This is a genomic window from Streptomyces sp. NBC_00250 (genome assembly GCF_036192275.1).
GTDB lineage: Bacteria > Actinomycetota > Actinomycetes > Streptomycetales > Streptomycetaceae > Streptomyces.
The window spans coordinates 4416226-4439281 of the sequence record NZ_CP108088.1; the positions used below are offsets into that span (position 1 = coordinate 4416226).

Annotated in this window: 17 protein-coding genes, 2 tRNA genes, 1 pseudogene and 1 riboswitch; of the genes and pseudogenes, 5 read left to right on the forward strand and 15 right to left on the reverse strand. The window is 73.1% G+C overall.

Going from position 1 to position 23056, the window contains the following annotated elements; all coding sequences use genetic code 11:
- Nucleotides 1–64: 64 nt before the first annotated feature.
- On the reverse strand, nucleotides 65–661 hold the full coding sequence (locus tag OG259_RS19890) for a Uma2 family endonuclease (RefSeq protein ID WP_443052137.1): 597 nt from the start codon (nucleotides 659–661) through the stop codon (nucleotides 65–67).
- A gap of 116 nt (nucleotides 662–777) precedes the next feature.
- The gene (locus OG259_RS19895) at nucleotides 778–3006 is read right to left on the reverse strand and encodes an asparagine synthase-related protein (protein WP_328947127.1); all 2229 of its coding nucleotides are present in this window, start codon (nucleotides 3004–3006) and stop codon (nucleotides 778–780) included.
- 571 nt (nucleotides 3007–3577) lie between these two features.
- On the opposite strand from OG259_RS19895, the gene OG259_RS19900 reads away from it, so the two are divergent.
- The 4 genes from OG259_RS19900 (at nucleotide 3578) to OG259_RS19915 (ending at nucleotide 8630) form a co-directional block, all read left to right on the forward strand.
- Nucleotides 3578–5065, forward strand: coding sequence for an MFS transporter (locus OG259_RS19900; RefSeq protein WP_328943499.1), 1488 nt, complete (start codon nucleotides 3578–3580; stop codon nucleotides 5063–5065).
- Nucleotides 5066–5174: 109 nt separating this feature from the next.
- Nucleotides 5175–6359, forward strand: coding sequence for an L-2-hydroxyglutarate oxidase (gene lhgO, locus OG259_RS19905; RefSeq protein WP_328943500.1), 1185 nt, complete (start codon nucleotides 5175–5177; stop codon nucleotides 6357–6359).
- Nucleotides 6360–6430: 71 nt separating this feature from the next.
- A complete protein-coding gene (trmB, locus tag OG259_RS19910; RefSeq protein ID WP_328943501.1) occupies nucleotides 6431–7234 on the forward strand; it encodes a tRNA (guanosine(46)-N7)-methyltransferase TrmB in 804 nt (267 codons plus the stop codon).
- Nucleotides 7235–7301: 67 nt separating this feature from the next.
- A complete protein-coding gene (locus tag OG259_RS19915; protein ID WP_328943502.1) occupies nucleotides 7302–8630 on the forward strand; it encodes a PrsW family intramembrane metalloprotease in 1329 nt (442 codons plus the stop codon).
- A 52-nt stretch (nucleotides 8631–8682) separates the two neighbouring features.
- Here the strand turns inward: OG259_RS19915 and OG259_RS19920 are convergent, their stop codons facing one another.
- The 9 genes and pseudogenes from OG259_RS19920 to OG259_RS19960 all read right to left on the reverse strand — a co-directional run bounded on the left by OG259_RS19920 (nucleotide 8683) and on the right by OG259_RS19960 (nucleotide 16905).
- Complete coding sequence (locus OG259_RS19920) at nucleotides 8683–9630, reverse strand: aldo/keto reductase (RefSeq protein ID WP_328943503.1); 948 nt, start codon at nucleotides 9628–9630, stop codon at nucleotides 8683–8685.
- A gap of 63 nt (nucleotides 9631–9693) precedes the next feature.
- Nucleotides 9694–10857, reverse strand: coding sequence for a M23 family metallopeptidase (locus tag OG259_RS19925; protein WP_328943504.1), 1164 nt, complete (start codon nucleotides 10855–10857; stop codon nucleotides 9694–9696).
- Nucleotides 10858–10868: 11 nt separating this feature from the next.
- Nucleotides 10869–11014, reverse strand: a riboswitch (cyclic di-AMP (ydaO/yuaA leader).
- A 201-nt stretch (nucleotides 11015–11215) separates the two neighbouring features.
- Nucleotides 11216–12446, reverse strand: a pseudogene (locus OG259_RS19930) (PP2C family protein-serine/threonine phosphatase).
- 169 nt (nucleotides 12447–12615) lie between these two features.
- Nucleotides 12616–13833: an MFS transporter gene (locus tag OG259_RS19935; protein WP_328943505.1), complete on the reverse strand. Its 1218-nt coding sequence runs from the start codon at nucleotides 13831–13833 to the stop codon at nucleotides 12616–12618.
- A complete protein-coding gene (locus OG259_RS19940) occupies nucleotides 13830–14870 on the reverse strand; it encodes a PLP-dependent cysteine synthase family protein (protein ID WP_328943506.1) in 1041 nt (346 codons plus the stop codon). Before OG259_RS19940 ends, OG259_RS19935 begins: the two co-directional genes overlap by 4 nt.
- Nucleotides 14871–14934: 64 nt before the next feature.
- Nucleotides 14935–15324, reverse strand: a complete 390-nt coding sequence (locus OG259_RS19945; RefSeq protein ID WP_328943507.1) for a hypothetical protein — start codon at nucleotides 15322–15324, stop codon at nucleotides 14935–14937.
- Nucleotides 15325–15434: 110 nt separating this feature from the next.
- The gene (locus OG259_RS19950) at nucleotides 15435–16175 is read right to left on the reverse strand and encodes a MerR family transcriptional regulator (RefSeq protein ID WP_328943508.1); all 741 of its coding nucleotides are present in this window, start codon (nucleotides 16173–16175) and stop codon (nucleotides 15435–15437) included.
- Nucleotides 16176–16283: 108 nt separating this feature from the next.
- Nucleotides 16284–16357, reverse strand: a tRNA-Met gene (locus tag OG259_RS19955).
- Between the two features lie 53 nt (nucleotides 16358–16410).
- Entirely contained in the window at nucleotides 16411–16905 is a 495-nt protein-coding gene (locus OG259_RS19960) for a rhodanese-like domain-containing protein (protein WP_328943509.1), read from the reverse strand.
- Nucleotides 16906–17101: 196 nt separating this feature from the next.
- On the opposite strand from OG259_RS19960, the gene sigJ reads away from it, so the two are divergent.
- The gene (sigJ, locus tag OG259_RS19965; RefSeq protein ID WP_328943510.1) at nucleotides 17102–18052 is read left to right on the forward strand and encodes an RNA polymerase sigma factor SigJ; all 951 of its coding nucleotides are present in this window, start codon (nucleotides 17102–17104) and stop codon (nucleotides 18050–18052) included.
- A 31-nt stretch (nucleotides 18053–18083) separates the two neighbouring features.
- Here the strand turns inward: sigJ and OG259_RS19970 are convergent, their stop codons facing one another.
- The 4 genes from OG259_RS19970 to OG259_RS19985 all read right to left on the reverse strand — a co-directional run bounded on the left by OG259_RS19970 (nucleotide 18084) and on the right by OG259_RS19985 (nucleotide 22872).
- Entirely contained in the window at nucleotides 18084–18683 is a 600-nt protein-coding gene (locus OG259_RS19970; RefSeq protein WP_328943511.1) for a phosphatase PAP2 family protein, read from the reverse strand.
- Between the two features lie 6 nt (nucleotides 18684–18689).
- The gene (locus OG259_RS19975; protein WP_328943512.1) at nucleotides 18690–20087 is read right to left on the reverse strand and encodes a diacylglycerol/lipid kinase family protein; all 1398 of its coding nucleotides are present in this window, start codon (nucleotides 20085–20087) and stop codon (nucleotides 18690–18692) included.
- A 150-nt stretch (nucleotides 20088–20237) separates the two neighbouring features.
- A tRNA-Lys gene (locus OG259_RS19980) sits at nucleotides 20238–20310 on the reverse strand.
- Nucleotides 20311–20463: 153 nt separating this feature from the next.
- A complete protein-coding gene (locus tag OG259_RS19985) occupies nucleotides 20464–22872 on the reverse strand; it encodes a DEAD/DEAH box helicase (protein WP_328943513.1) in 2409 nt (802 codons plus the stop codon).
- Nucleotides 22873–23056: the final 184 nt, after the last annotated feature.

Genomic DNA, 23056 nt, shown 5'->3' on the forward strand with positions numbered 1-23056 from the left:
TGTGTCCGGCGGCACGGACGTACGCCTCGGGGTTTACCCGGGGGTGACCCTCGGATCGCGGCCGTCAGAACGCGCCGGTGTCGAGCTCGAAACCGAGCGGATGGGGAAGGGGGACCACTGTCCCCAGCTTGTGGATGGATTTGTGACCGTAGTCGTCGCCGGAAGGACCGGAACAGATGACGGCCTCGCCGGCCTCGCGGTCGATGAGCAGGTAGAGGGGGATGCCGGCGCGCGCGTAGGCCCTGATCTTCTGGACGCGGTCGCGGCGCGCGGTGGATGAGGAGGTCACCTCGGCGACGAGAAGCACGGGGTCGGGGGCGTGCCACTCCTGCTGGTCGTCGAAGCTGCCTTTGGGGGCGATGACGAGGTCCGGGATGACTCTTACCGCGTCGGTGGTTCCGGGCAGGGTGAGGCCGATGCCCGTGAAGTTGCGCAGCTCCCGGTCGACGCGTCGGGCGATGACCTGTTCCACCACTTCGGTCACGATCACCTCGTGCTCTCCGTTGGCCGGAGGTACCACGTGGATCTCCCCTTCGATCAGCTCCACACGCCAGCCCTTGGGGGCCAGCGCACTGAACAGCTCGAAGGTCTCCTGGACGGTCGCACCCTCACGGTCGGGCACGCCCTCGGAGAACGCGTCCTCGGGAACCGGCAGCGGCATCGCCATGCTGGACCTCCCTCGCTCGGTGCGACGCTCTCAGCTTAGGACGGGCAGGCCGACGAGGTCCGGAGCGCGTTCACTCGAACGAGCGTGCTGTGACGTTTCGTCCGGGCCCCTCACGCCGGGAGTGACCTCGTCGCGGGAATCAGGGGGCCCTGCACCGCGCGGTGGGCGCGTGGTTCCGTCGTGTTGGTCCAGCAGGAGCCTCGGCGGGACATGAGGCGGCGGAGCCAGAGCTCGGTGGAGACGAGGTCGGCCAGGCCGTCCAGGGGGACGGGTTCGCCGTCGGCCGCCGCGCGGAGGGCCTCGCGGACCACGCGGGCCTCGATCAGGCCCGCGTCGGCGAGCAGCGGGGCGTCGAAGAGGGCGATCAGGTGCGGGAGCGCCGCGCGCAGCCCCGCGCGCGTGGCGGCGGCCGGGACCGCCGGGTGGGGGGCGCCCCAGCCCGGGGGGAGGTCGTGGATGCCGGCGCCGGAGAGGACCGTGCGCAGCACGCCCGCGCGTGCGTCCGGCTGGACCCGGAGCGATTCGGGGAGCTCCCGGCAGGCCCGTACGACCTGGTTGTCGAGGAAGGGGGCGTGCAGGCGCTGGCCGCGGATCTCGGCGGCCTGTTCCAGGACGCGGTGGTCGGCCGCCGCGCGCGCGAGGGCGGCACGCGCGCGTGCTTCGCCCGGGCGCTGGACAGAGGTCGGCAGGGTCGCCGCCCGGTTCAGGCGAACCGATACTTCAGCCAGCGCCTCCCCCGTCAGCCAGCGCGCCGCCGGACCCGGGCGCGACCAGGTCAGCGCGGAGAGGGACGCCTCCAGGGGGCCGAAGCCGTCCGGAGCCGTGCGGTTCGCCTCCAGGACCCGCTGGGCCGCCGCCTCCAGGCCCGTCCGGTACGGGGTACGGGCCAGCTTCCGCGCCGCCCGGTACACGGTCAGGGGCACCAGGAGCGAGCCCGCCGAGGGCCCCGAGGCCTTGGCGAGCGCCGTCACGGGACGCACCAGGGAGCGGCGCCTGCGGTCCATCAGGAGGTCCGCGAGGCGCGCCGGGTGCGCGTCCAGGACCTGCTTGGCGCCCATGCCGGTGAAGTGGTCGGCGCTGCCGCCCGAGAGGCGCCTGCGGTGCCGTTCGGCCGTGACGAGCGAAGGGCCCGGCTCGTCGGTGAGCGGCCCGTCGAGCGCGGCGTACGGGAGCGCCTCCTCGCCGCCCGCGACGACCACATGGTGCAGGCGCGGGTCGGCCGCGAGCTCCCCGGCCCGCTTCAGCTCGTCCTCGCGGTCCGAACCCGCGCGCGTGGCCAGGTCGTTGAAAGTGACGGCGAGCAGCCTCTCCCCCGCGCCCGTGCCGTGCCCGGTGATCGTGCCCGGCACCCCCGGGAGGCCCGCCGCGAGCAGCGCGAGCGTGCCCGAGGCGCTGCCGCCGGACAGGTCGGCGCCGATGCCGGGCGCCGGGCCCCCGCCCCGGGCCGCGCGCCGGTCGGCGGGCCCCATGCCGGGGACGGGGCCGGGGTCGGGAAGCGGGGTCTCCGGTGCGTGCCGGGGCGCGGTGAGCCGGGCGCGTACGGCTTCGATGAGGGCGTCCCTGACCCCTTCGACGGCCTGCCGGGGGTCGGCCTCGGCCGCCGCGACCGCGAGCGAGGCGACCTGCTCGTACCCGGTGATCTCCCGCGAGCCCTCCCGCAGGATCAGCGCGTGCCCCGGCGGCACCCGTCGGACCCCCTCGTACGGGGTGGAGTCGCGCAGTGCCTCCGGGGTCTCCGGGCAGGCGAGGAGTGCGGCGAGATGGCCGATGTCGAGCTGGGCCTCGACGAGGTCGGCGAGCGGCAGGGCGGCGGTGGCGAAGGCGGTGCCGCCCGCCCACGGGGTGTGGAACACGGGCCGGGCGCCCGCGAGATCACCGGTGACGGTGACGCGGCGGCCGGCTTTGACGACCGCCGTGTAGCTGCCGGGCCAGGCCGTGAGATGCCGCAACGCGCCCCCGCGCGCGGTGAGCAGGCCGATCCGCAGTTCCTCGTCGCTCGCGGCGCAACAGCCGAGGACGGCGAGGCGGGTGTGGTCGTCGACGGCCACCACGCGCACCTCGTCGGGGCGCCAGTCGCCGACCGCCCACAGGGGGTCGGGGTCACCCCAGAGGAGTTGCGCGCCGACCGGTTGCACCGTGCGCCCCTCGGTGGCGGCGGCCTGACCGGAGCCCGCGGAGTACGTCGCTCCGTAGCCGCCGTCCGCCGGGTATGCCGCTCCGTAGCCGGGCTGCGAGCCGCCGTGACCGCGGTCGTAGGTGGTGCTCACCGATCCCGCCCGGGCCCCGGCCGTCGTTGCGAAGCTCGCGGCGACACTGCTCCAGCCCACCAGCCATCGCATCGGCGCCTCCACATCCGTTTCGGTGGGAGACATGCTGCCACGACAACGGCGCACGGGGCGGAGTCCGGGCGCACGCGTGCGAAAGCCGAATGCGCCCCTGGCATGGGCCAGTTGACCACCGGCGTCATTCGGCCAAATATCGACCCTCCCCGGCGGGGTCGGAACGCGTGCGGGGCATCCGCCCTCGCACACCGCTTCCCACCGGTCACCGGCAGCCCGGGAGGCGCTCCCGCCTCCCGGCGCCGTCCGCCGCCCGCGGGGAATGGGGCGGCGGTATCCCCCAGCCCACTGGTCCGGGACACTGATCCCGGCCGAGCGGGCCGACCCACGCGATATTCATGGAAGCGCTCTCCCGGCCGCCCGGAGAGAGCGCACGGCCGGGCGCACGGCCACACGGCGGGAGCACGAGCCGGGCAGCCGGGCCCGGCTGTCGGCCTTTCACACAACAATCTCGCCATACGGAACACCGCCCCTTAACGGTAGGGATGCGGCGAACTACGCTGTGTTTACGAATGCCGCACGCCTATGCCCGGCGTCGTGGCGGCCGTCTGGGTTGTCGAGGGGTGGCGTCATGTCCAGGGAGCAACGCGGGCCGAACGAAAAGCTCGGCACGGTTCTCGCCCTCGCGGGAATCAGCAACGCCGGGCTCGCCCGGCGCGTCAACGACCTCGGTGCGCAGCGGGGCCTGACGCTTCGTTACGACAAGACCTCGGTCGCCCGATGGGTGTCCAAGGGCATGGTGCCGCAGGGCGCCGCCCCGCATCTGATCGCCGCCGCGATCGGGCAGAAGCTCGGCCGGCCCGTGCCGCTGCACGAGATCGGCCTCGCCGACGCCGACCCGGCGCCCGAGGTGGGGCTCGCCTTCCCGCGCGACGTCGGCGAGGCCGTGCGCTCCGCCACCGACCTGTACCGGCTGGATCTCGCCGGGCGCCGGGCCGGCGGAGGCGGGATCTGGCAGTCGCTCGCCGGATCCTTCGCGGTGAGCGCGTACGCGACTCCCGCGTCCCGCTGGCTGATAACCCCGGCCGACCCGTCCGTGGAGCGCGAGGCCCCGCGCCCCCCGGGAGCCGGCATCACGGTCGCGGGCGCGTCCTCGACGGGGACCGGGACCGCCGCCGCGGCCGCGACCCCGCCGGAGTACGTGCGCGTGGGGCACAGCGACGTCGCCAAACTCCGCGAGGCCGCCGAGGACGCCCGCCGGTGGGACTCCAAGTACGGCGGCGGGGACTGGCGTTCGTCCATGGTCCCCGAGTGCTTACGCGTGGACGCGGCCCCGCTGCTGCTCGCCTCGTACTCCGACGAGGTCGGCCGGGCCCTCTTCGGCGCGACCGCCGAGCTCACCCGGCTCGCCGGCTGGATGGCCTTCGACACCGGGCAGCAGGAGGCCGCCCAGCGCTACTACATCCAGGCGCTGCGGCTCGCCCGCGCCGCCGCCGACGTGCCCCTCGGCGGCTACGTCCTCGCCTCCATGTCCCTCCAGGCCACCTACCGGGGCTTCGCCGACGAGGGCGTCGACCTCGCCCAGGCCGCGCTGGAGAGGAACCGGGGGCTCGCCACCGCCCGCACCATGTCCTTCTTCCGGCTCGTCGAGGCACGCGCGCACGCGAAGGCCGGTGACGGGGTCGCCGCGGCGGCCGCGCTCAAGTCCGCCGAGGGCTGGCTGGAGCGCTCCCGGGAGGGCGACGGCGACCCGACCTGGCTGGGCTTCTACTCGTACGACCGGTTCTGCGCCGACGCCGCCGAGTGCTACAGCGATCTGAAGGCGCCGCGCGAGGTGCGCCGCTTCACCGAGCAGGCGCTCTCCCGGCCGACGGAGGAGTTCGTCCGCTCGCACGGACTGCGGCTCGTGGTCTCCGCCGTCGCCGAACTGGAGTCGGGCAATCTCGACGCGGCCTGCGCGGCGGGCACGCGCGCGGTGGAGGTGGCGGGACGGATCTCCTCGGCACGGACGACGGAGTACGTACGGGATCTGCTGCACCGGCTCGAACCGTACGGGGACGAGCCCCGGGTGATGGAGCTGCGGGAACGGGCCCGGCCGCTGCTCGTCGCGCCGGTGTGAGCGGGACGCGGGGCGGCTCGGGAGCGTGACCTGCGTCTCGTGATGTCGCGCGAGGTTTCACGGGATTGTCAGTGGGCCAGTGCACTATCGGGGGTGGGAGGTGGCGCTGGTGTTTGACTGTGACGTGCTGGTGATCGGCGGCGGGATCGTCGGTCTGTCGACGGCGTACGCCCTGACGCGCGCCGCTCCCGGCACGCGGGTCACGGTGCTGGAGAAGGAGCACGCGCTCGCGCGCCACCAGACGGGGCGCAACAGCGGGGTGATCCACAGCGGGATCTACTACCGGCCGGGATCGCTCAAGGCCCGGTTCGCGGTCGAGGGCGCGGCCGAAATGGTCAAGTTCTGCGCGGAGTGGGACATTCCGTACGAGGTGACGGGCAAGCTCGTCGTCGCCACCGCGCGCGAGGAGCTGCCCCGGCTGCACGCGCTCGTGCAGCGCGGCAGGGAGAACGGCATCCCGGTGCGGGAGCTCGGTCCGGCCCAGATCAGCGAGTACGAGCCGCGGGTGCGGGGCCTGGCCGCGATCCACGTCGGCACGACCGGCATCTGCGACTACGGCGCGGTGTCGGAGCGGCTCGCCGAATCCTCCGGAGCCCGGATCCTGTACGGGGCGGAGGTCACCGTCATCGACCGGCGCCCCTGGGGGGTCGCCGTGCGGACGGCGGACGGCCGGGTGGTGCGGGCGCGGGTCCTGGTGAACTGCGCGGGGCTGCACTGCGACCGGATCGCGCGGCTCGCGGGCGACGACCCGGGCATGCGGATCGTGCCCTTCCGGGGGGAGTACTACGAGCTGGCGGACCCCTCGCTCGTCCGGGGTCTGGTCTATCCGGTGCCGGACCCGGCGTTCCCCTTCCTCGGGGTGCATCTGACACGGGGGATCGACGGCGGCGTCCACATCGGACCGAACGCGGTACCGGCGCTCGCGCGGGAGGGGTACGGCTGGTCCGTCGTCCGGCCCCGCGAGCTGGCCGGCACGCTCGCGTGGCCCGGCTCCTGGGCGATCGCCCGGGCGCACTGGCGGTACGGGGCGGGCGAGCTGCGACGGTCGGTGTCGAAGCGGGCCTTCACGGAGGCGGTACGGCGACTGCTTCCGGTGGTGGAGGAGTCGGACCTGCGGCGGGCGGCTGCGGGCGTCCGGGCGCAGGCGGTGCTGCGGGACGGGACGCTGGTCGACGACTTCCTGATCAGGGAGGCGGCGCGGACGGTCCACGTCCTGAACGCGCCTTCCCCCGCGGCGACGGCGTCACTGCCGATCGGCCGAGAGGTAGCGGGCCGAGCACTGGCCCTGCTGTAGCCCCGGCCCCTGCGGCCCGACACCCGTCCCAGGGCGGAGGTGGGGTGGGGCGCCGTAGAATCGGGGGCATTGTGTCTGAGCAGCCAGAGAACAGCGCGCCGCCCGTTGCCGCGTCCGCCGAGTCCGTACAGCCCGTCACTCAGCGGGGCAGTCAGAGGTTCGCGCCCGGCGAGGGGCCCCTGCCCGATCCCGCCGGGTCCCATCACGAGCGGCGGATCCGCAGCTTCCAGCCGCGGCGCAGCCGCGTCACCACCGGTCAGGCCGAGGCGCTGCTCAAGCGGTGGCCCGACTGGGGTCTCGACATCGACGGCAAGCGGGTCCTCGACCTCGGCGAGATGTTCGACGGGCTTCCCGTCGTCCTCGAGATCGGCTTCGGCATGGGCGAGGCGACCGCGCAGATGGCCGCCGCCGACCCCGGCACCGGCATCCTCGCCGTGGACGTCCACACCCCCGGCCAGGGCAATCTGCTCGGTCTCGCCGACCGGAACGGGCTGACCAACGTCCGGGTCGCCAACGGCGACGCGATCATCCTGCTCCGCGAGATGCTCGACAAGGACGCCCTCGACGGCTGCCGCGTCTACTTCCCGGACCCCTGGCCCAAGGCCCGCCACCACAAGCGGCGCCTCATCCAGCCCGAGTTCCTCAGCCTCCTCGCGACCCGGCTCAGGCCCGGCGGCGTGCTTCACTGCGCCACCGACTGGGAGCCGTACGCCGAGCAGATGCTGGAGGTGCTCTCCGCGCATCCGGACTTCGAGAACACCCGGCCCGACGGCGGCTTCGCGCCCCGCCCCGACTTCCGTCCCCTCACCCGCTTCGAGGGCCAGGGGCTGGACAAGGGCCACGTCGTGCACGATCTCCTCTTCCGGAGGAAGTGACCGAAGAAAGCCACCGGGGGCGCTAATCCTTCGCCCCCTGTCGGTGGGGGTCGTTAGGGTCGCTCACGTGTCCTACCCCGCCCCCACCGCAGCCGGCACCGCTCCCGTCCCCCACCGGGACACCGAGGAGCCGGCCTTCCCGGCCGCCGCCGACCGGTCCCAGTGGCGCTACCGGCCCCGCCGGGCCTTCTGGCGCAGCCGGCTGGTCCGGGCCGTCACCGTCATCACCGTGCTCGCGATCTGCGCCCTGTTCATCCTCGGGCTCGTCCGCGAGCAGACCGGCACCGAGGGCTTCCTCGTCGGACTGGGCCTCGCGGTGCTCCCCGTACCGCTGCTGATGGCGGCGTTCCGCTGGCTCGACCGGGTCGAGCCGGGGCCGTGGAAGAACCTGCTGTTCGCGTTCGCCTGGGGCGCCTTCGCCGCCGCGCTCGTCGCGATCCTGGCGAACTCCTTCGCGGTCCGCTGGATCGCGACGGCCACCGCGGATCCGGCCTCGGCGGACACCCTCGGCGCGACGGTCGTCGCGCCCGTGGTGGAGGAGAGCGCGAAGGCCGCCGCGGTCCTGCTGCTCTTCCTCTTCCGCAGGAAGCACTTCGGCGGGCTCGTCGACGGCGTGGTGGTCGCCGGGTTCACCGCGACCGGCTTCGCCTTCACGGAGAACATCCTCTACCTCGGCAACGCCTTCGGCGAGGACCAGGAGTTCGGCTCCACCGGCCTCGGCTCGGTGACCGCCGCGACCTTCTTCGTCCGGGTCGTGATGTCGCCGTTCGCGCATCCGCTCTTCACCGTGCTCACCGGCATCGGCTTCGGCCTCGCCGCCCTCGCACCGCGCGGCAGGCGACTCCGCCGGGTGCTGCTGCCGCTCGCCGGGCTGCTGCTCGCCATGACCCTGCACGCCGCGTGGAACGGCTCGGCCACCTTCGGCGGCCCGCTGGCCTTCTACGCGGTGTACGGAGCGCTGATGGTCCCGGCCTTCGGCCTGCTGACCTGGCTCGCGGTGTGGAGCCGGCAGCGCGAGCTGCGCACGATATCCGGCGAGCTCCCGGCGTACGCGGCGGCCGGCTGGATCTCCCCCGCCGAGCCGCTCGCGCTCGCCTCGATGCGCGCCCGCCAGCTGGCCCGCTCCTTCGCCGCCCGTACGTACGGCCCGCCGGCCGCGCGGACCGTCGGCGAGTACGAGTCGTTCGCGACGACCCTCGCGTTCCTGCGGGACCGGGCCCGGCGCGGCACGGCCGGGCCCGACTTCCCGGTCCGGGAGCAGGAGTTGCTCCACCACCTGTGGCAGCGCCGGGAGGTCGCCTCTCCCGCCCTCACGTACGCGGCACGGGCGACGGGCCAGGTGTGGGCGCCGCCGCAGTACCTGGACTACGACGGCTTCAACCCGTACCGGCGTTAGATCGTGTCCGGAAAGCAGCGGGCCGGGCGGGACTTTCCGGACACGACACCCCCTAGGCGGCCGACGCCTCCGTGAGGAGGGTCAGCTCCGCCTCCGTGAGCGTGAGCTCGGCCGCCGCGACGAGCGCCGGGACCTGCTCGACCGTGCGCGCCGAGGCGATCGGGGCGACCACGGTCGGGCGGGAGGCGAGCCAGGCGAGGGCGACGGAGGCGAGTTCCGCGCCGTGCGCCTCGGCGACGGTGTCGAGGGCGGAGAGCACGGCCCGGCCCCGCTCGGTGTCCAGGTGCCCGCCGGCCCCGGAGGCACGGGCGCTGTCGACGGTGGTGCCGGGGCGGTACTTGCCTGTGAGGAAGCCGGAGGCGAGGCCGTAGTACGGGACGGCGGAGAGCCCGGCCCGCTCGACGGTCTCCAGGAGGGGGCCCTCGTAGGTGTCCCGGGAGACCAGGTTGTAGTGCGGCTGGAGGGCCACGTAACGGGCGAGGCCCTCGGACTCGGCGAAGTCGAGGGAGGCGCGCAGCCGCTCCGGGGAGATGTTGGAGGCGGCGACGGCCCGCACCTTGCCGTCCTTCACCAGCTGGTCGAGGGCGGTGACGATCTCTTCGACCGGGACGGACTCGTCGTCGAAGTGCGTGTAGTAGAGGTCTATGTAGTCAGTGCCGAGGCGGCGCAGGGACTCCTCGGCGCCCGCCTTGATGGTGGTGGCGGACAGCCCCTTGAAGTGGGGGTGGGCGCCGACCTTGGTGGCCACGACGACGTCGGCGCGGTTGCCGCGCGAGGCGAGCCAGCGGCCGATGACGGTCTCGGACTCGCCGCCCTCGTTGCCCTCGGCCCAGGCGGAGTAGACGTCGGCGGAGTCGACGAAGTTGCCGCCTGCGGCGGTGTACGCGTCGAGGACGGCGAAGGACTGCGACTCGTCGGCGGTCCAGCCGAAGACGTTGCCGCCCAGGGCGAGCGGGAAGACGTGCAGGTCGGAGCTGCCCAGCGGGCGGAGAGTGGTCATGGCCGACACAACCGTCCGCACCGCCGGGCCTATTCCGTCACGTCACGGGGACGAGCGGCGGTGTCAGAGGCTGAGGCCCTTGGAGCGGAGCCACTCCGCCGGGTCGAGGCCGGAGCCGCCGGGCGTGTGGACCTCCATGTGGAGGTGGGCGCCGGTGACGTTGCCGGTGGCGCCGACGCGGCCGATCGTCTCGCCGGTGCCCACGGTCTGGCCAGCGGAGACCGTCATGGACGACATGTGGGCGTACCAGATCTCGGTGCCGTCCTCCAGCTCCAGGACGACCCGGTAGCCGTACGAGCCGGACCAGCCGGCCGACTTGACGGTGCCGCCGTGGACCGCCTTGAGCGGGGTGCCGGTGGGGGCGGCGAAGTCGAGGCCGGTGTGGTAGCCGGAGGACCACATCGAGCCGGACTGCATGTAGGTGGCGCTGAGGCTGTACGAGGAGAGCGGCAGCGTGTAGCTCGCGGCGAGCTTGGCGAGGCGCTCGGCCTCGGCCGCCGCTTCGGCCTTCGCCTTGGCCTCGGCTTCCGCCTTCGCCTTGGCTTCCGCCTCGGCCTTGGCCTTCGCCTCGGCGGCCGCCTTCTCCGCGGCGTCGGCCTTGGCCGCGGCCTCCGCGGCCGCCTTCTCGGCCGCCGCCTCCTCCGCCGCGGCCTTGTCGGCGGCGTCGGCGGAGGCCTGCTGCTGCTCGGCCTGCTGGAGGATGCGGGCGCGCAGGGCCTCGCCGGCGTTGCCGGTCGCGGCCTTGGTGGCCTGACCGTCCCGGCTGACCAGGGATGCCTGCGTGACCTGCGTGGCCTTCGTGCCCTGTTCGTCGTCGGCGGTGGCGTACGTGGCGACGGTGAGCGGGTTCGGGTTGGCGCGGGCCGCGGTGACCGTCTCGTGGGACTCCTCGGGGAGGAGGTCACCGACACCGGGGAGGTCGTGGGCGTCCGGCAGGTGGAGGTCCGCGAGGTCGGGAAGGTCCGGGAGCGAAATGGCGACCGGGGGCTTCTCCTGCGCGGTGGCGAGGCCGCCGGCGCCGACGGCCGCGATCACACCGACACCGAGGACGGTGGAGGAACGGGCGAAGTTGGAGCGCTGCTTGACGACACGGTGCCGGCCGCCGGAGCGGCTCTCGGCGCGGAGGGAGCCCTCGGTGGGGTTCCACTCGGTGTCCGGGGCGGCAGGACCCGCACCACCACCGAAGGCATCGAAGGGGGCTTCGGGTGCGGGAGTGTTGGACGCCACGGGGGCGCGCTCCTTTCCTTCCTTCTCGCCTACCGGGTTAGCTGACGGGTTCGGAGCAGGAAGGTCTCCTACGGGCTCGTCGCACAGGTGCGAAGGGCCCGATTCACCCCAAGTAGTGGTTCCCCGGTTCCTTTTCAGGATTCGGCGCGTGCGCACGGTGCCGCCTCTTGCGACGGCTGGGACGACCGCGCTGCGTTATCGAACGTTAATAGACAGGGGGTGCCGATTCCAAGCTGTTCCTCTTGATCATTCATTGAATTGAGGGGGAATGGCCCGAGTTGACCCCCCTTCAGCAAGGAGTGCCGAAACCCTCGCGATCTGACGTTATGTCAATTGTTATCGCAGTGACACCTCGCGACTACGGCCGGTGACCGGGCTCGCCCCGCGGCGCTCCCGGCCCGCCCGGCGGCACCACCGGCATCGTCCGCCGCCGCTCCGGCTGCCCCGCCGCCGGACGGCTCAGCGCGAGCAGCGCCATGTCGTCCGTCGACCCGCCGCCCGTGTGCAGCCGTACGTCGTCCACGAGGGCGTCGAGCAGTTCCTCGGGCCCCGGGAAGATCGCTCCCGCCAGCCGCCCCCCCCGGGTCGTAGAAGACGCCCGCCGGGTTCCGCGCCTCCGAGAGGCCGTCGGTGTAGAAGAGCAGCGTCGCGCCCGGCGGATACGGCCGCGCCTCGGCCCGGTCCGGCCACGACGCCAGCTCGCCCATGCCGAGCGGCAGCGCCGGCTCACCCGGCTCCAGCGTGTCGAGACGCCCGTCCGCGTACAGCATCAGCGGGGGCGGATGCCCGCGGTTGACGACCCGTACGAAACCGTCGAAGGTGCCGCCCCCGTCGCCGCGCGGGATCTCGGCCAGCACGGCCGTGGTGAACCCCTCGAAGGCGTCGAGCCCGTGCCGGCGGGTGCCCTCCCGGGCGAGGGCCCGTTCGAGGCGCTGCGCCACGCCCTCCAGGGTCCGCTCCTGCTCGGCCGCCTCCCGGAACGCCCCGATGACGATGGCGACGGCCTCGACCGCGTCCATCCCCTTGCCCCGGACGTCGCCGACCACCAACCGCACCCCGTAAGGGGTGTCCTGGACGGCGAACAGGTCACCGCCGATGAACGCGTCCGCCTGCGCCGCCTCGTAACGGGCCGCGCACTGCAGCCCGCCGATCCGCTCGTCGGGCATCGGAAGGACCGCCTTCTGCGCGGTCTCCGCGATGACCCGCGCCGAGGCCAGCCGCTCGCCGCTGCGGCGCACGACCCGGTTGATGAGCAGCGCGAGCGCGGAGACCGTGAAAACGGTCAGGGTCTCCGTCAGGGACGGGATGTCGGAGATCGTCCTGTTGTAGAGGTGCAGCCCGACGGAGGCCAGGACGGCGGCGAGCCCGGCGAGGAGCGTGATGAGGGTGGAGAAGAAGGGCGCGGCGATCAGCGGGGCGGCGGAGAAGAGCGGCGCCGCCGTATAGGTGGCCGGTGTCAGCAGGTCGAAGAAGACACCGCCCAGGATGATCAGCGGCGGCAGGGCGCGGATGAACCTCCGGGCGCCCCCGTAAGGGCGACGGCCGTTCCCGCCCCGCCGCTCGCCGCCCACTCCTAGGGGGTGCCCCACCTGTGCTCTCCTGCCCGGTCCGTACCCGGCCGCGGCCCGTACCGCGCCCTCCCAGGGTCGCCGCCGCCGAACGGGGCGGCGACTCCCACGGGGCCGACTGGCGTACGGAGCGGGGCCGGGCCGGATCGGGGGGCACGCGCGCGGAGGAGCGCCGGAGCGAGCAGGGGGCTCAGTCCGTGGCAGCCCCCTCGGACAGCCGCCCTCCCCTCGCCAGCAGCGCCATCGCGGCCGCGCACACCAGCCCCACCGCGCACAGCGCGAGCCACGGCACCGCCGACCACCCGGTCACGTCGAGCAGCGCGCCCGTCCCCAGGTTCCCGAGGGTGATCCCGATCCCGCACACCGTGTTGTAGAGCCCGTAGTGGGTGGCCACCCAGCGCCCCCGGGACAGGGCGACGACGGTGTCCATCTCGTACGGGTAGAGCACCGCGTTCGCGACGGCCAGGACCGCCGCGCACAGCAGCAGCCCCACCAGCCCCCGGCCGAGGACGGCCGGGAGCAGGAAGGCCCCGCCCATCAGGGCGAGCCCGAGGACCAGACACCGCTCCCGGCTCAGCCGCCGCTTGCACCAGGCGGTGATCCGCAGCTGCCCGGCCAGCGCGACCAGGGCGGAGACGACGAAGAGCGCCGTCGTGGGCCCCGTGCCGCCCGCGGCGAGCGGCAGCGCCAGATAGACCTGGAAGGACAGCACGTACGAGCCGGTCATCGCGAGCGAGAAGAACCAGAAGGTGCGGTGGGAGAGCACCGTACGGAACTGCCCGCGCTCCTCCTTCCCCCTGGCGGCGGCCCCCGAGGTGGGCATGTACCGGAGCTGTACGAGGGTCAGCCCGGCGAACAGCACCGCCGCCACCACACACGTCAGCCGGAACGACACCCCTGTCAGGGCCACCCCGACGAGCGGCCCGAGCAGGATGCCCGCCTGGTAGTAGACGTTGAACAGCGCGAAGGCCTCGACCCGTCGCTCCTCCCCCGCCTCCGCCGCGAGGCAGGCCCGTACGGCGGGGTTGAACAGCGCCCCCGCGAGGCCGGTCGCCAGCGAGGCGGCGATCAGCATCGGCAGCGACTGCGCGAACGCCAGCGCCCCGAAGCCGACCGTCCGCAGCGCGCAGCCCGCCACGATGAGCGGCTTGAAGCCGAGCCGGTCGGCGAGCGCCCCGCCGACGAGGAACATGCCCTGCTGCGAGAGGTTCCGGGCGCCGAGGACGAGCCCGACCGCCCAGGCCGCCATGCCGAGCCCGTCCGCGAGGTGCGCGGCCAGGTACGGCATGAGCATGTAGAAGCCGAGGTTGATGGTGAGCTGGTTGAGGAAGAGGAGCCGTACGGCCGGTTCGAAGCTACGGCTCTGCTTCCAGACGCCTCCCTCGGGAGGCGCCGCCGTCGTGGTCAACGCGCCGACCCCGTCCGGTCGATGACCTTGCGGGTCCAGCCGCTGACCGTGTCGGCGGAGACGTACCCGGCCGGATCCTCCCGTACGGGCCCGTCGAGGAGGCCGTGGGCCGCGCAGAACTCGTCGTTGAAGACGGTGTCGAAGTACCGCTGCGGCCCGTCGGGGAAGACGGCCGCGATCCGTGTCCCGCGCGGCCGGGTGCGGGCCAGCCATCCGGCGACCAGCGCGACCGCGCCCACGCTCCAGCCGCCCGTCGCGAACTGACGCGAGGCCAGGCGGCGGGCCGCCCGTACCGCCTCCGCGGGGCCCACCCAGTGGATCTCGTCGAAGGCGCCGTGGTCCACGTTGCCCGGGTGGATGGAGGAGCCGAGGCCGCGCATCAGCCGCTCCCCGGCCGGCAGGCCGAAGACGGTGGAGCCGATGGAGTCCACGCCGACGAGTTCGAGGGCGGGGCTGCTGGTGGCGCGCAGGGCCCGGGAGATGCCGGCCGAGTGGCCGCCGGTGCCGACGGCGCAGACGAGGACGTCGATCCGGTCGAGCTGCCCGGACAGTTCGGCGGCGAGCCCCGCGTACGCGTCGGGGTTGTCGGGGTTCCCGTACTGGTTGGGCCACCAGGCCCCGTCGAGGCTCACGAGCAGCTCGGCGACCCGGTCCATCCGGGCCTGTTGCCAGCCGCCCTCCGGGCTCGGCTCGCGTACGACATGGACCTGGGCGCCGTGGGCGACGAGCATCCGCTCGACGATCGGCTCCAGACCGGGATCGGTGACGACGTGCACCGGATGCCCGTGGAGCACCCCGGCGAGGGCGAGTCCGAGGCCGAGGGTCCCGGAGGTCGACTCGACGATCGGGGCGCCGGGCCGCAGCTCACCGCGGCGGCGGGCCTGTTCGACCATGTAGAGGGCGGCACGGTCCTTGATGCCGCCGAAGTTGAAGCCTTCGAGCTTGGCCCAGTAGCCGTCGTCCGTGCGGAGGACGGGAGTGTTGCCGACGGTCTGCTCGGCGACGGGCAGCAGACTGCCGGACAGCAGGTTGTTCATGGGTGGCATGTCCTTGGGGTTGGCACGCGGAAAGGGACCTGGTCACGCAAGGGCGAGACCCGGCTCAGTTCCGGTCCACTCCGAGGGCGATGAGCAGCCGACCCGGCTCGGGGCCGGGTCCCGCCCTGCCCCGGACACAGCGCGCGCGGGGATCGGTGCGGAGGTCGGCCGCGTACGGCAGGAGTACGGCTCCGCCCGAGTCCGGCGCGGCGAGGGGCGCGGCGGAGGCCTGCGCGGGGAGATGGGCGTCGAAGGACCACGCCTCTCCGGGCCGCTCGCAGCCGTGCGGCGGCGCGGGGGCCGAGACGAGCGTCGCGGAGCCCGAGGGGGGCAGCACATGGCCGTGCGAGCCGTGGCAGACGCTGACGAGGAGGGTGAGGAGCGCGAACAGGACGGGCAGGACGAGGACGGCGGGCGCCCGCCGTCGCACATCACCCACACGCTTGTCACTCATGGTGCGCGTGACACTACGGTGGGGCAACGCGCACCCGCAAAGAGGCGGGCACGGTTTTGGCCACCGTTTACTTCAGACAGCCGGGGCTTCCGACAGCCGGGCCGGAGGCGCTACAGGTTCCGCTCCGCGTAGATCTCCATCGCGTCCCGGACCAGGACGGCGGTGCCCTCACCGTGCTTGTCGTAGTTCACGGTGAAGCGCGGGTCGTCGACGTACATGCGGCCGAGGCCGATCACGTACTCCTTGCTCGGGGTCGTGGTGGTGGAAAGCCACGCGACCTGGCGCCGCGCGATGGCCTGCACCTCGTCGCTGCCGGCGGCGAGGCCGTCCTTGAGCGCCCGCGCGAAGTCCCGGGCGATGCCGGCCTGCTCGTCCATGAACGCCTTCTTCTGCGCCGCGGTGAGCGAGCGCCACCAGCGGTCGCCCTTCTCGTACGCGTCGCGGCCCCAGCGCTCGGTGACCTCCTCCTCGTACACCGTGTGGTCGAAACCGTCGAACACTTCGTCGGCCATGAGCTCTTCTCCGTTCTCGGTCTTGTGGAGAGTGGTCCGCACCGAGGCGATCTGCCGTCCGATGCGCTCGCGCTCCTGCTCCAGGAGGGCGAGATGGGTGCGCAGGGCGGCGGAGGTGTCCCGCTGCCCCGCGAGGACCTCGGCGATGGCGGGCAGCGAGAGCCCCAGCTCGCGCAGCAGCAGGATCCGCTGCAGCCGCACGAGCGCCGCCTGGTCGTAGTACCGGTAACCGTTCGCGCCGATCCGGCTCGGCTCCAGCAGTCCGCGGTCTCCGTAGTGCCGGAGGGTGCGACTGGTGGTGCCGGCCTTCTTGGCGATCTCTTGGATCGACCACTCCATGCCGAGAACGCTAAATCTTGACGTTGCGTAAAGGTCAAGCCCGAAGGACGACAACACGACGAAGGCCCGGATCCAGTGACTGGATCCGGGCCTTCGTTTGCTACTGAGTAGCGGGGACAGGATTTGAACCTGCGACCTCTGGGTTATGAGCCCAGCGAGCTACCGAGCTGCTCCACCCCGCGTCGGTAAACACGACTCTACGGCATGACCGGGGCGATCACGAAATCGGTTTACGTCAGCACCCGCAGTCGTCGGAGTCGACCGGCGCCGTGAGGGGGTCCGCGGCCTTCTCCGCGGGGCCCTCCCACGTCTCGTACGCAAAGCCCTCGCGCACCCAGTACTCGAAGCCGCCGAGCATCTCCTTCACCTGGAAGCCCAGCTCGGCGAGGGCCAGCGCGGCGCGCGTGGCGCCGTTGCAGCCGGGGCCCCAGCAGTACGTGACGACCGGCACGGACCGGTCGAGCAGCTGCTCGGCCTGCTCGGGGATGAGCGCGGTCGGCAGGTGGATCGCGCCGGGGACGTGCCCCTGGTCCCAGGAGGCGGTCGACCGCGAGTCGATCACCACGAAGCCCGGGTCGGTGCCGTCGGTGGCCGCGGTGGCCAGGGTGGAGGCCACGTCGGAGACATCGGCGTGGAAGGCGAGGCTCGCGGAGAAGTACGCGGCCGCGGCGGCGGGAGAGGCCGGCGGGGTGCGGAGTACGGGGTTGACCTGCGGCGTTGTCGTCGTCATGGTGATCAATCTACGGACGAAGATCACCGTGCTGAAGTGACGATCCACGGTGGTCGGGGGCACCGACCGGGGAATCCCGGGCGTTCGCCGGGGGACGGCGTGGATCTCACGCATCGGGACTGCGAGAGCCGCCGTCACCGCTTCCGCCACCTCCGCGCCGGTGTCACATCGGCGCGGTTCCATCCGTCATGAGGACATGACGGGACGCGAACGGGGAGATCGACGAGTGGACAAGGACCGCGAGAACCACACCGACACGGACCTGCTGGCCCGGCGCTTCGAGGCCGACCGGGGGCACCTGCGGGCGGTGGCCTACCGGATGCTGGGCTCGCTCAGCGAGGCCGAGGACGCCGTCCAGGAGGCCTGGTTCAAGCTCAGCCGCAGCGACGTCAGCGCGGTGGAGAACCTCAGCGGCTGGCTGACCACCGTCGTCGGCCGCGTCTGCCTCGACATGCTCCGCTCGCGCGGCTCGCGCCGCGAGGACCCGCTGGAGTACTACGTCCCCGACCCGATCGTCCGGGTCGCCGACACCACCGACCCGGAGCACGCAGCCGAGGTCACCGAGTCCGTCGGCCTGGCGCTCCTCGTCGTCCTGGACACCCTGGGACCGGCGGAGCGGCTCGCGTTCGTCCTGCACGACATGTTCGCCGTCTCCTTCGACGAGATCGCGCGGATCGTCGACCGCACCCCGGCCGCCACCCGCCAGCTCGCCAGCCGCGCCCGCCGCCGCGTGCAGGACGCCACCCCCGCCGCCGGGCCCGACGCGCGCCGCCAGCGGGAGATCGCCGACGCCTTCCTCGCCGCCGCCCACGGCGGCGACTTCGAGGGGCTGCTCGCCGTCCTCGACCCCGACGTGGTGCTGCGCGCGGACGGCGGCCGGACCCTCGCGGCCGTCTCCAAGGTCGTCCGGGGCGCCGAGGCCGTCATCTCGCAGGCGCTCACCTACGCCAAGTTCCGTACGGGAGCACTGCGGATGGTCGTCAACGGCGCACCCGCGGTCCTGTCGGTCTCCAACGGACGCCCGGCCGCACTCATGTCGTTCACCATCTCCGGGGACCGGATCGTCGGGCTCCAGATCCTGGCGGATCCGGAGCGGCTCGCCGCGCTCGGCCTCTCGGAGGAGGACCTGGCCCGCGCCACGTACTGACGCGGCCGGGGCGCGTACCGCTGACGCCCGGTCACTTCCCCCTGGCGGCCGCCAAGGAGGCCCCGGCCGCCAGGGAGACGGCGGCGCTCGCGATGCCGAGGACTGCGCCCGCGGCGACATCACCCGGGTAGTGCACCCCGGTGTGGACGCGGGAGTAGCCCACGGCCATCGCAAGGATCTCCAGGGGCACGGCCGCCGGCGGCAGCACCACGCCCACGGCGGTGGCGAAGGCGACCGCCGACGCGGTGTGCCCGGAGGGGAACGAGGCCGAGTCCGGCATCGGCACATGGCGGCCCACCACGACGCGGGCCGCCTCCCGGTCCGGCCGCGGCCTGCGGACGAGACGCTTGCCCAGCAGGTTGGCCGTGGCCGAGGCGACGGCGATGGCCCCGAGGCCGGCGAGGGCCGCCCGGCGCGGCCGCCCGGGCACCAGGGCGAGCGTGGCCGCCACGGCGAACGAGATCTTGGAATGATCGGCCGCGTTCGAGAGCCTGCGGAATCCCGAGTCGAGCGTGGGTGTGGGGGTGGCGGCCACGGCGGCGTACACGGCCCCGTCGATCGCCCTGAGGTCCCTGAGGACGGCCCGGACGGGATGCGTGGTCGTGGTGGTGGTCGGCGTCGTCCCGGTCATGTGCCGCTAGCTCCTCGGGGAGGGTTGGAAGGCGATTTCGGTGATGCGCCGCCAGTCCATGGGCGGCCGGGGCTCGATGACGCCGGGGCGGTGGCGCGGCACGAGGACCCGCAGGGCGCGGGGGCGGAGGGTGCAGACCACGGGGGTGGGCAGGGTCAGCGCCTCACCGTCGACGGCGACGGCGATGGTCCCGTCCGAGCTCCCGGCCGGCCCCGCACCCGGCCCCGGGGCCTTCCCCGTCACCTCGACGCGCGCGGCCGTCAGGACGTTCAAGCCGGCCGACTGGGTGCCCCGTACGGCCATCTCGGCGGCCTGTGCGGCCCCGTCGACGCGGATGGCGATCACCCCGAGCTCGCCGCCGTCCAGGCGCGGTCTGCGGGCCGCGGCGGCGCCGAACGGATCGGGCGCCGCGTACGAGTTGTTGCTGACGAGGAGGGCCTGCTGCGCGGGCAGCCGGAGGCCGTCGGCGGTGGCGTCGAGACGGTCGCCCTCACCGCCCTGGAGCAGGTCGGGCAGGACGTCGACGGCGGTGCCCGCCTTGGCGTCGCGGTACTCGGGGCGCTGGACGACATCGGCGTACACACCGAAGGAGACGGTGTTGACGAAGGCCCGCCCGGAGACCGAGCCGAGGTCGACGCGGAGTTCCTCACCGTCGACGAGGGCGTCGAGGCAGGTGGCCGGGTCGGCGCGGTCGAGGCCCAGGTCGAGGGCGAAGTGGTTGCGGGTTCCGGCGGAGATGACGAGGAACGGCAGGTCGTGCTCGGCGGCCACGGCGGCGACGAGCGCCTGCGTGCCGTCGCCGCCGGCCACCCCGAGCAGGTCGGCGCCGTCGGCGACGGCCTGCCGGGCGAGCGCGGCGACATCGGTCTCGACGGACGGGTCGATGACGACGACCCGGGCGCCCAGCTTCTCGGCGCGCTCGACGAGGCGGAAGCGGGCGACCTTCCCGCCCCCGGACTTCGGGTTCATGATCAGCACGGGCCGCTGCGGCCGTGGCCGCCGCTCCCCGCGTACGAGGCCGGCCCGCGCACCCCGCCCCTTGCCGTCCAGGTCGCGGAGACGCCGCAGGGCGGCCCGCGCGCAGAGCAGCGCCACGCTCCACAGCCCGACGGCGGTGAGCGCGGTCAGCCACAGCCCCCAGACGACGTACAGGACGAGGACGAGGAGGGGCGCGGCGACGGCGAGCAGCGCGCCGAGCACCCGCAACGGCCCGCGGTGGGCGAGGAACCACCAGATGCCCACGGCCGAACAGGCGAGCCCCAGGAGCGCGCTCACGAGGACGAGCAGCCCGCCGGCGCCGAGCCCCGTCAGCAGCAGCAGCACCGTCGCCGCGGCCGCACCGAGGGCCCACCGGGCCAGGGTCCGGGCCTCCCCCATCGGATCACCGGATCCGTTCACCGTCATGGTCCCCACCTCCACGCTCAGCGTCCATGCTCCAGATTCCCCCACGGTCCCGCACGCCGTGCCCGGGAACGATGAAGCGCCCCGACCGGTCGAAACCGGTCGGGGCGCTTCTCGGCGGTCGGGAGGTCGCAACCCCCCGCCCGCCACACGTAGGCCGTGTGGGACTCGAACCCACAACCAACGGATTAAAAGTCCGCTGCTCTGCCAATTGAGCTAACGGCCCGTGGACAAGCACACCCGTGCAGCATAGCCCGAGAGATCCCCCGAACCGATCGGGTATCCGACACGGCGTGGATCAGTCGCCGGAACAACGAGCAGGGCCCGTACATCACCGAAGTGTCGTACGGGCCCTGCTCCGCTGTCAGGTCAGTCGACCTCAGCCGTTGCGCTTCCAGCGCGGCTTGTCGTCACGGCGGGCGAAGGAGCCGCCCGTCGAGCCGGCCGAGCCGGTCGAACCGGTGCCGCGGTGGTCGTCACGACGGCCGTACGGGCGGTCGCCGCCACCGGCGCGGAAGCCACCGGCGGGGCGGTCGTCGCGACGGTCGCGGTTGAACGGACGGTCGCTGCCGCGGTGGCCGCCGGCCGGACGGTCGTCGCGGCGCTCGAAGGAACGGCCGCCGCGGTCGTCACGGTTGAAGCCGCCGGAGGGGCGGTCGTCGCGGTTGAAGCCGCCGGAGGGGCGGTCGTCGCGACGGAAACCGCCGGACGGACGGTCGTTGTCGCGACGGAAGCCACCACGGTCGCCACCACGGTCATCGCGGTTGAAGCCACCCGACGGACGGTCGTCGCGACGGAAACCGCCGGACGGACGGTCGTTGTCGCGACGGAAGCCACCACGGTCGCCACCACGGTCATCGCGGTTGAAGCCACCCGACGGACGGTCGTCGCGACGGAAGCCACCGGACGGACGGTCGTTGTCGCGACGGAAGCCACCACGGTCGCCACCACGGTCATCGCGGTTGAAGCCACCCGACGGACGGTCGTCGCGACGGAAACCGCCGGACGGACGGTCGTTGTCGCGACGGAAGCCACCACGGTCACCGCCACGGAAACCACCGCGGTCGCCACCACGGTCGCCACGGTCGTCGCGGTTGAAGCCGCCACGGTCACGACGCTCGTAGTTGCCCCGCTCGTCGCGGGCCGGGCGCTCCTCGCGGCGCTGCTCCTCGGCGCGGGCGGCACGCTCGGCCTCGACGGCGGCGGCCGCGATCTCGGCCTCGGCGGCCTCGGTCACCTCGGCGACAGCGGCCTCCGGGTCCTCGCCACGCTCACGGGCGGCGCGGGCCACCAGGCGGTCGGCCTCCTCGCGGAGCTCGACGGCGCGGAGCTGCAGGCGCTCCAGCTGCTTGGTCAGGTCGACGACCTCGCGCTCGGCCTGCTTGGCCGAGTTGTTCGCCGAGTCGGCCTGGACCTCGGTCAGCGAACGGGCACCCGTGATCTCGGCGACCTCGGGGTCGAACGCGCCGGCGCCGCCGACCATGTGGCGCGAGGCGTCGACGCCCGCGTCCTCCATCAGACGGAAGATCTGACGGCGCTGGTGCGGCAGGGCCAGGGAGACCACGACACCGGAGCGGCCGGCACGGGCGGTACGGCCCGAGCGGTGCAGGTAGTCCTTGTGGTCGCCGGCCGGGTCCACGTTGAGGACCAGGTCGATGCCGTCGACGTGGATGCCTCGGGCGGCGACGTCGGTCGCGACGAGCGCGTTGACGTAGCCCTTCTTGAAGTCCTCCAGGACGCGGGTACGGGCGCCCTGCGTCATGCCGCCGTGCAGCGCGTCGGCCTTCACACCGGCGTCGCACAGCTGCTCCGCGATGCGGTCCGCGCCGAGCTGGGTGCGGACGAAGATGATGGTGCGGCCCTTGCGGGCGGCGATGGCGGCGGTGACCGGCGCCTTGTCCTTCGGCTTCACGACGAGGACGTGGTGGGTCATGGTGGTGACGTTGCCCTGGGCGCTGTCGACCTCGTGCGTGACGGGGTCGGTCAGGTAGCGCTTGACCAGGGTGCCGATCTCGTTCTCCATGGTGGCGGAGAAGAGCATGCGCTGGCCGCCGCCGGGGATCTGGTCGAGCAGCTCGGTGACCTCGGGCAGGAAGCCCAGGTCGGCCATCTGGTCGGCCTCGTCGAGGACCGCGATCTTCACGTTCTCCAGGGAGCAGGCGCCGCGGTTGATGATGTCGCGGAGACGGCCCGGGGTGGCGACGAGGACGTCGACGCCACGCTCCAGGGCGTAGATCTGGTTGCCCATGGAGGTACCGCCGCAGACGACCTTCATCTTGAGGCCGAGCACGTCGCCGTAGGGCTGGAGGGCGTCCGCGACCTGCATCGCGAGCTCACGGGTCGGCGTGAGGATGATGCCGCGGGGCTTCTTCTTGTCGGTGTGGCCGCCGGCCAGACCGGCCAGGAGCGGCAGACCGAAGGAGAGCGTCTTGCCGGAGCCGGTACGGCCACGGCCCAGGATGTCCTTGCCGGCCAGGGCGTCCGGGATGGTCGCCGCCTGGATCGGGAAGGGGGTGGTGACGCCGTTCTGCGCGAGCTTGCGCACGACGCCGTCCGGCAGACCGAGGTCGCCGAAGGTGATGGTGGGCTCGGCGGGCTCCTCGAAGGAGTCGTCCGAGTCGGTGTCGATGCTGTCGAGGGCGTCGACGATGTCGTCGGCGTCGATGTCGGCGTCGAGGATGTCGGCAGCGTCGAGGACGGCCGTCTCGACGATCTCGGTGGCCTCTACGGCCTCGACGATCTCGTCGTTCTCGGGCATGACGGCGTGGTCAGAACTGAAAATGGACATGCGAAATGCGAAACCTTCCGGAGTCTCGGCACGCGCCCGTCAACTCCGTGATTTCGCAAACGACCGCCTCAATGCGGTCAGCCACGGCTAGGGAGAGTACGCGCCACACGGCGCTCTTCTGTGTCGGCGCCGGGCAATGGGATCAAACGATCTACCACCATACGCACTCTCCCTCACCTATGGC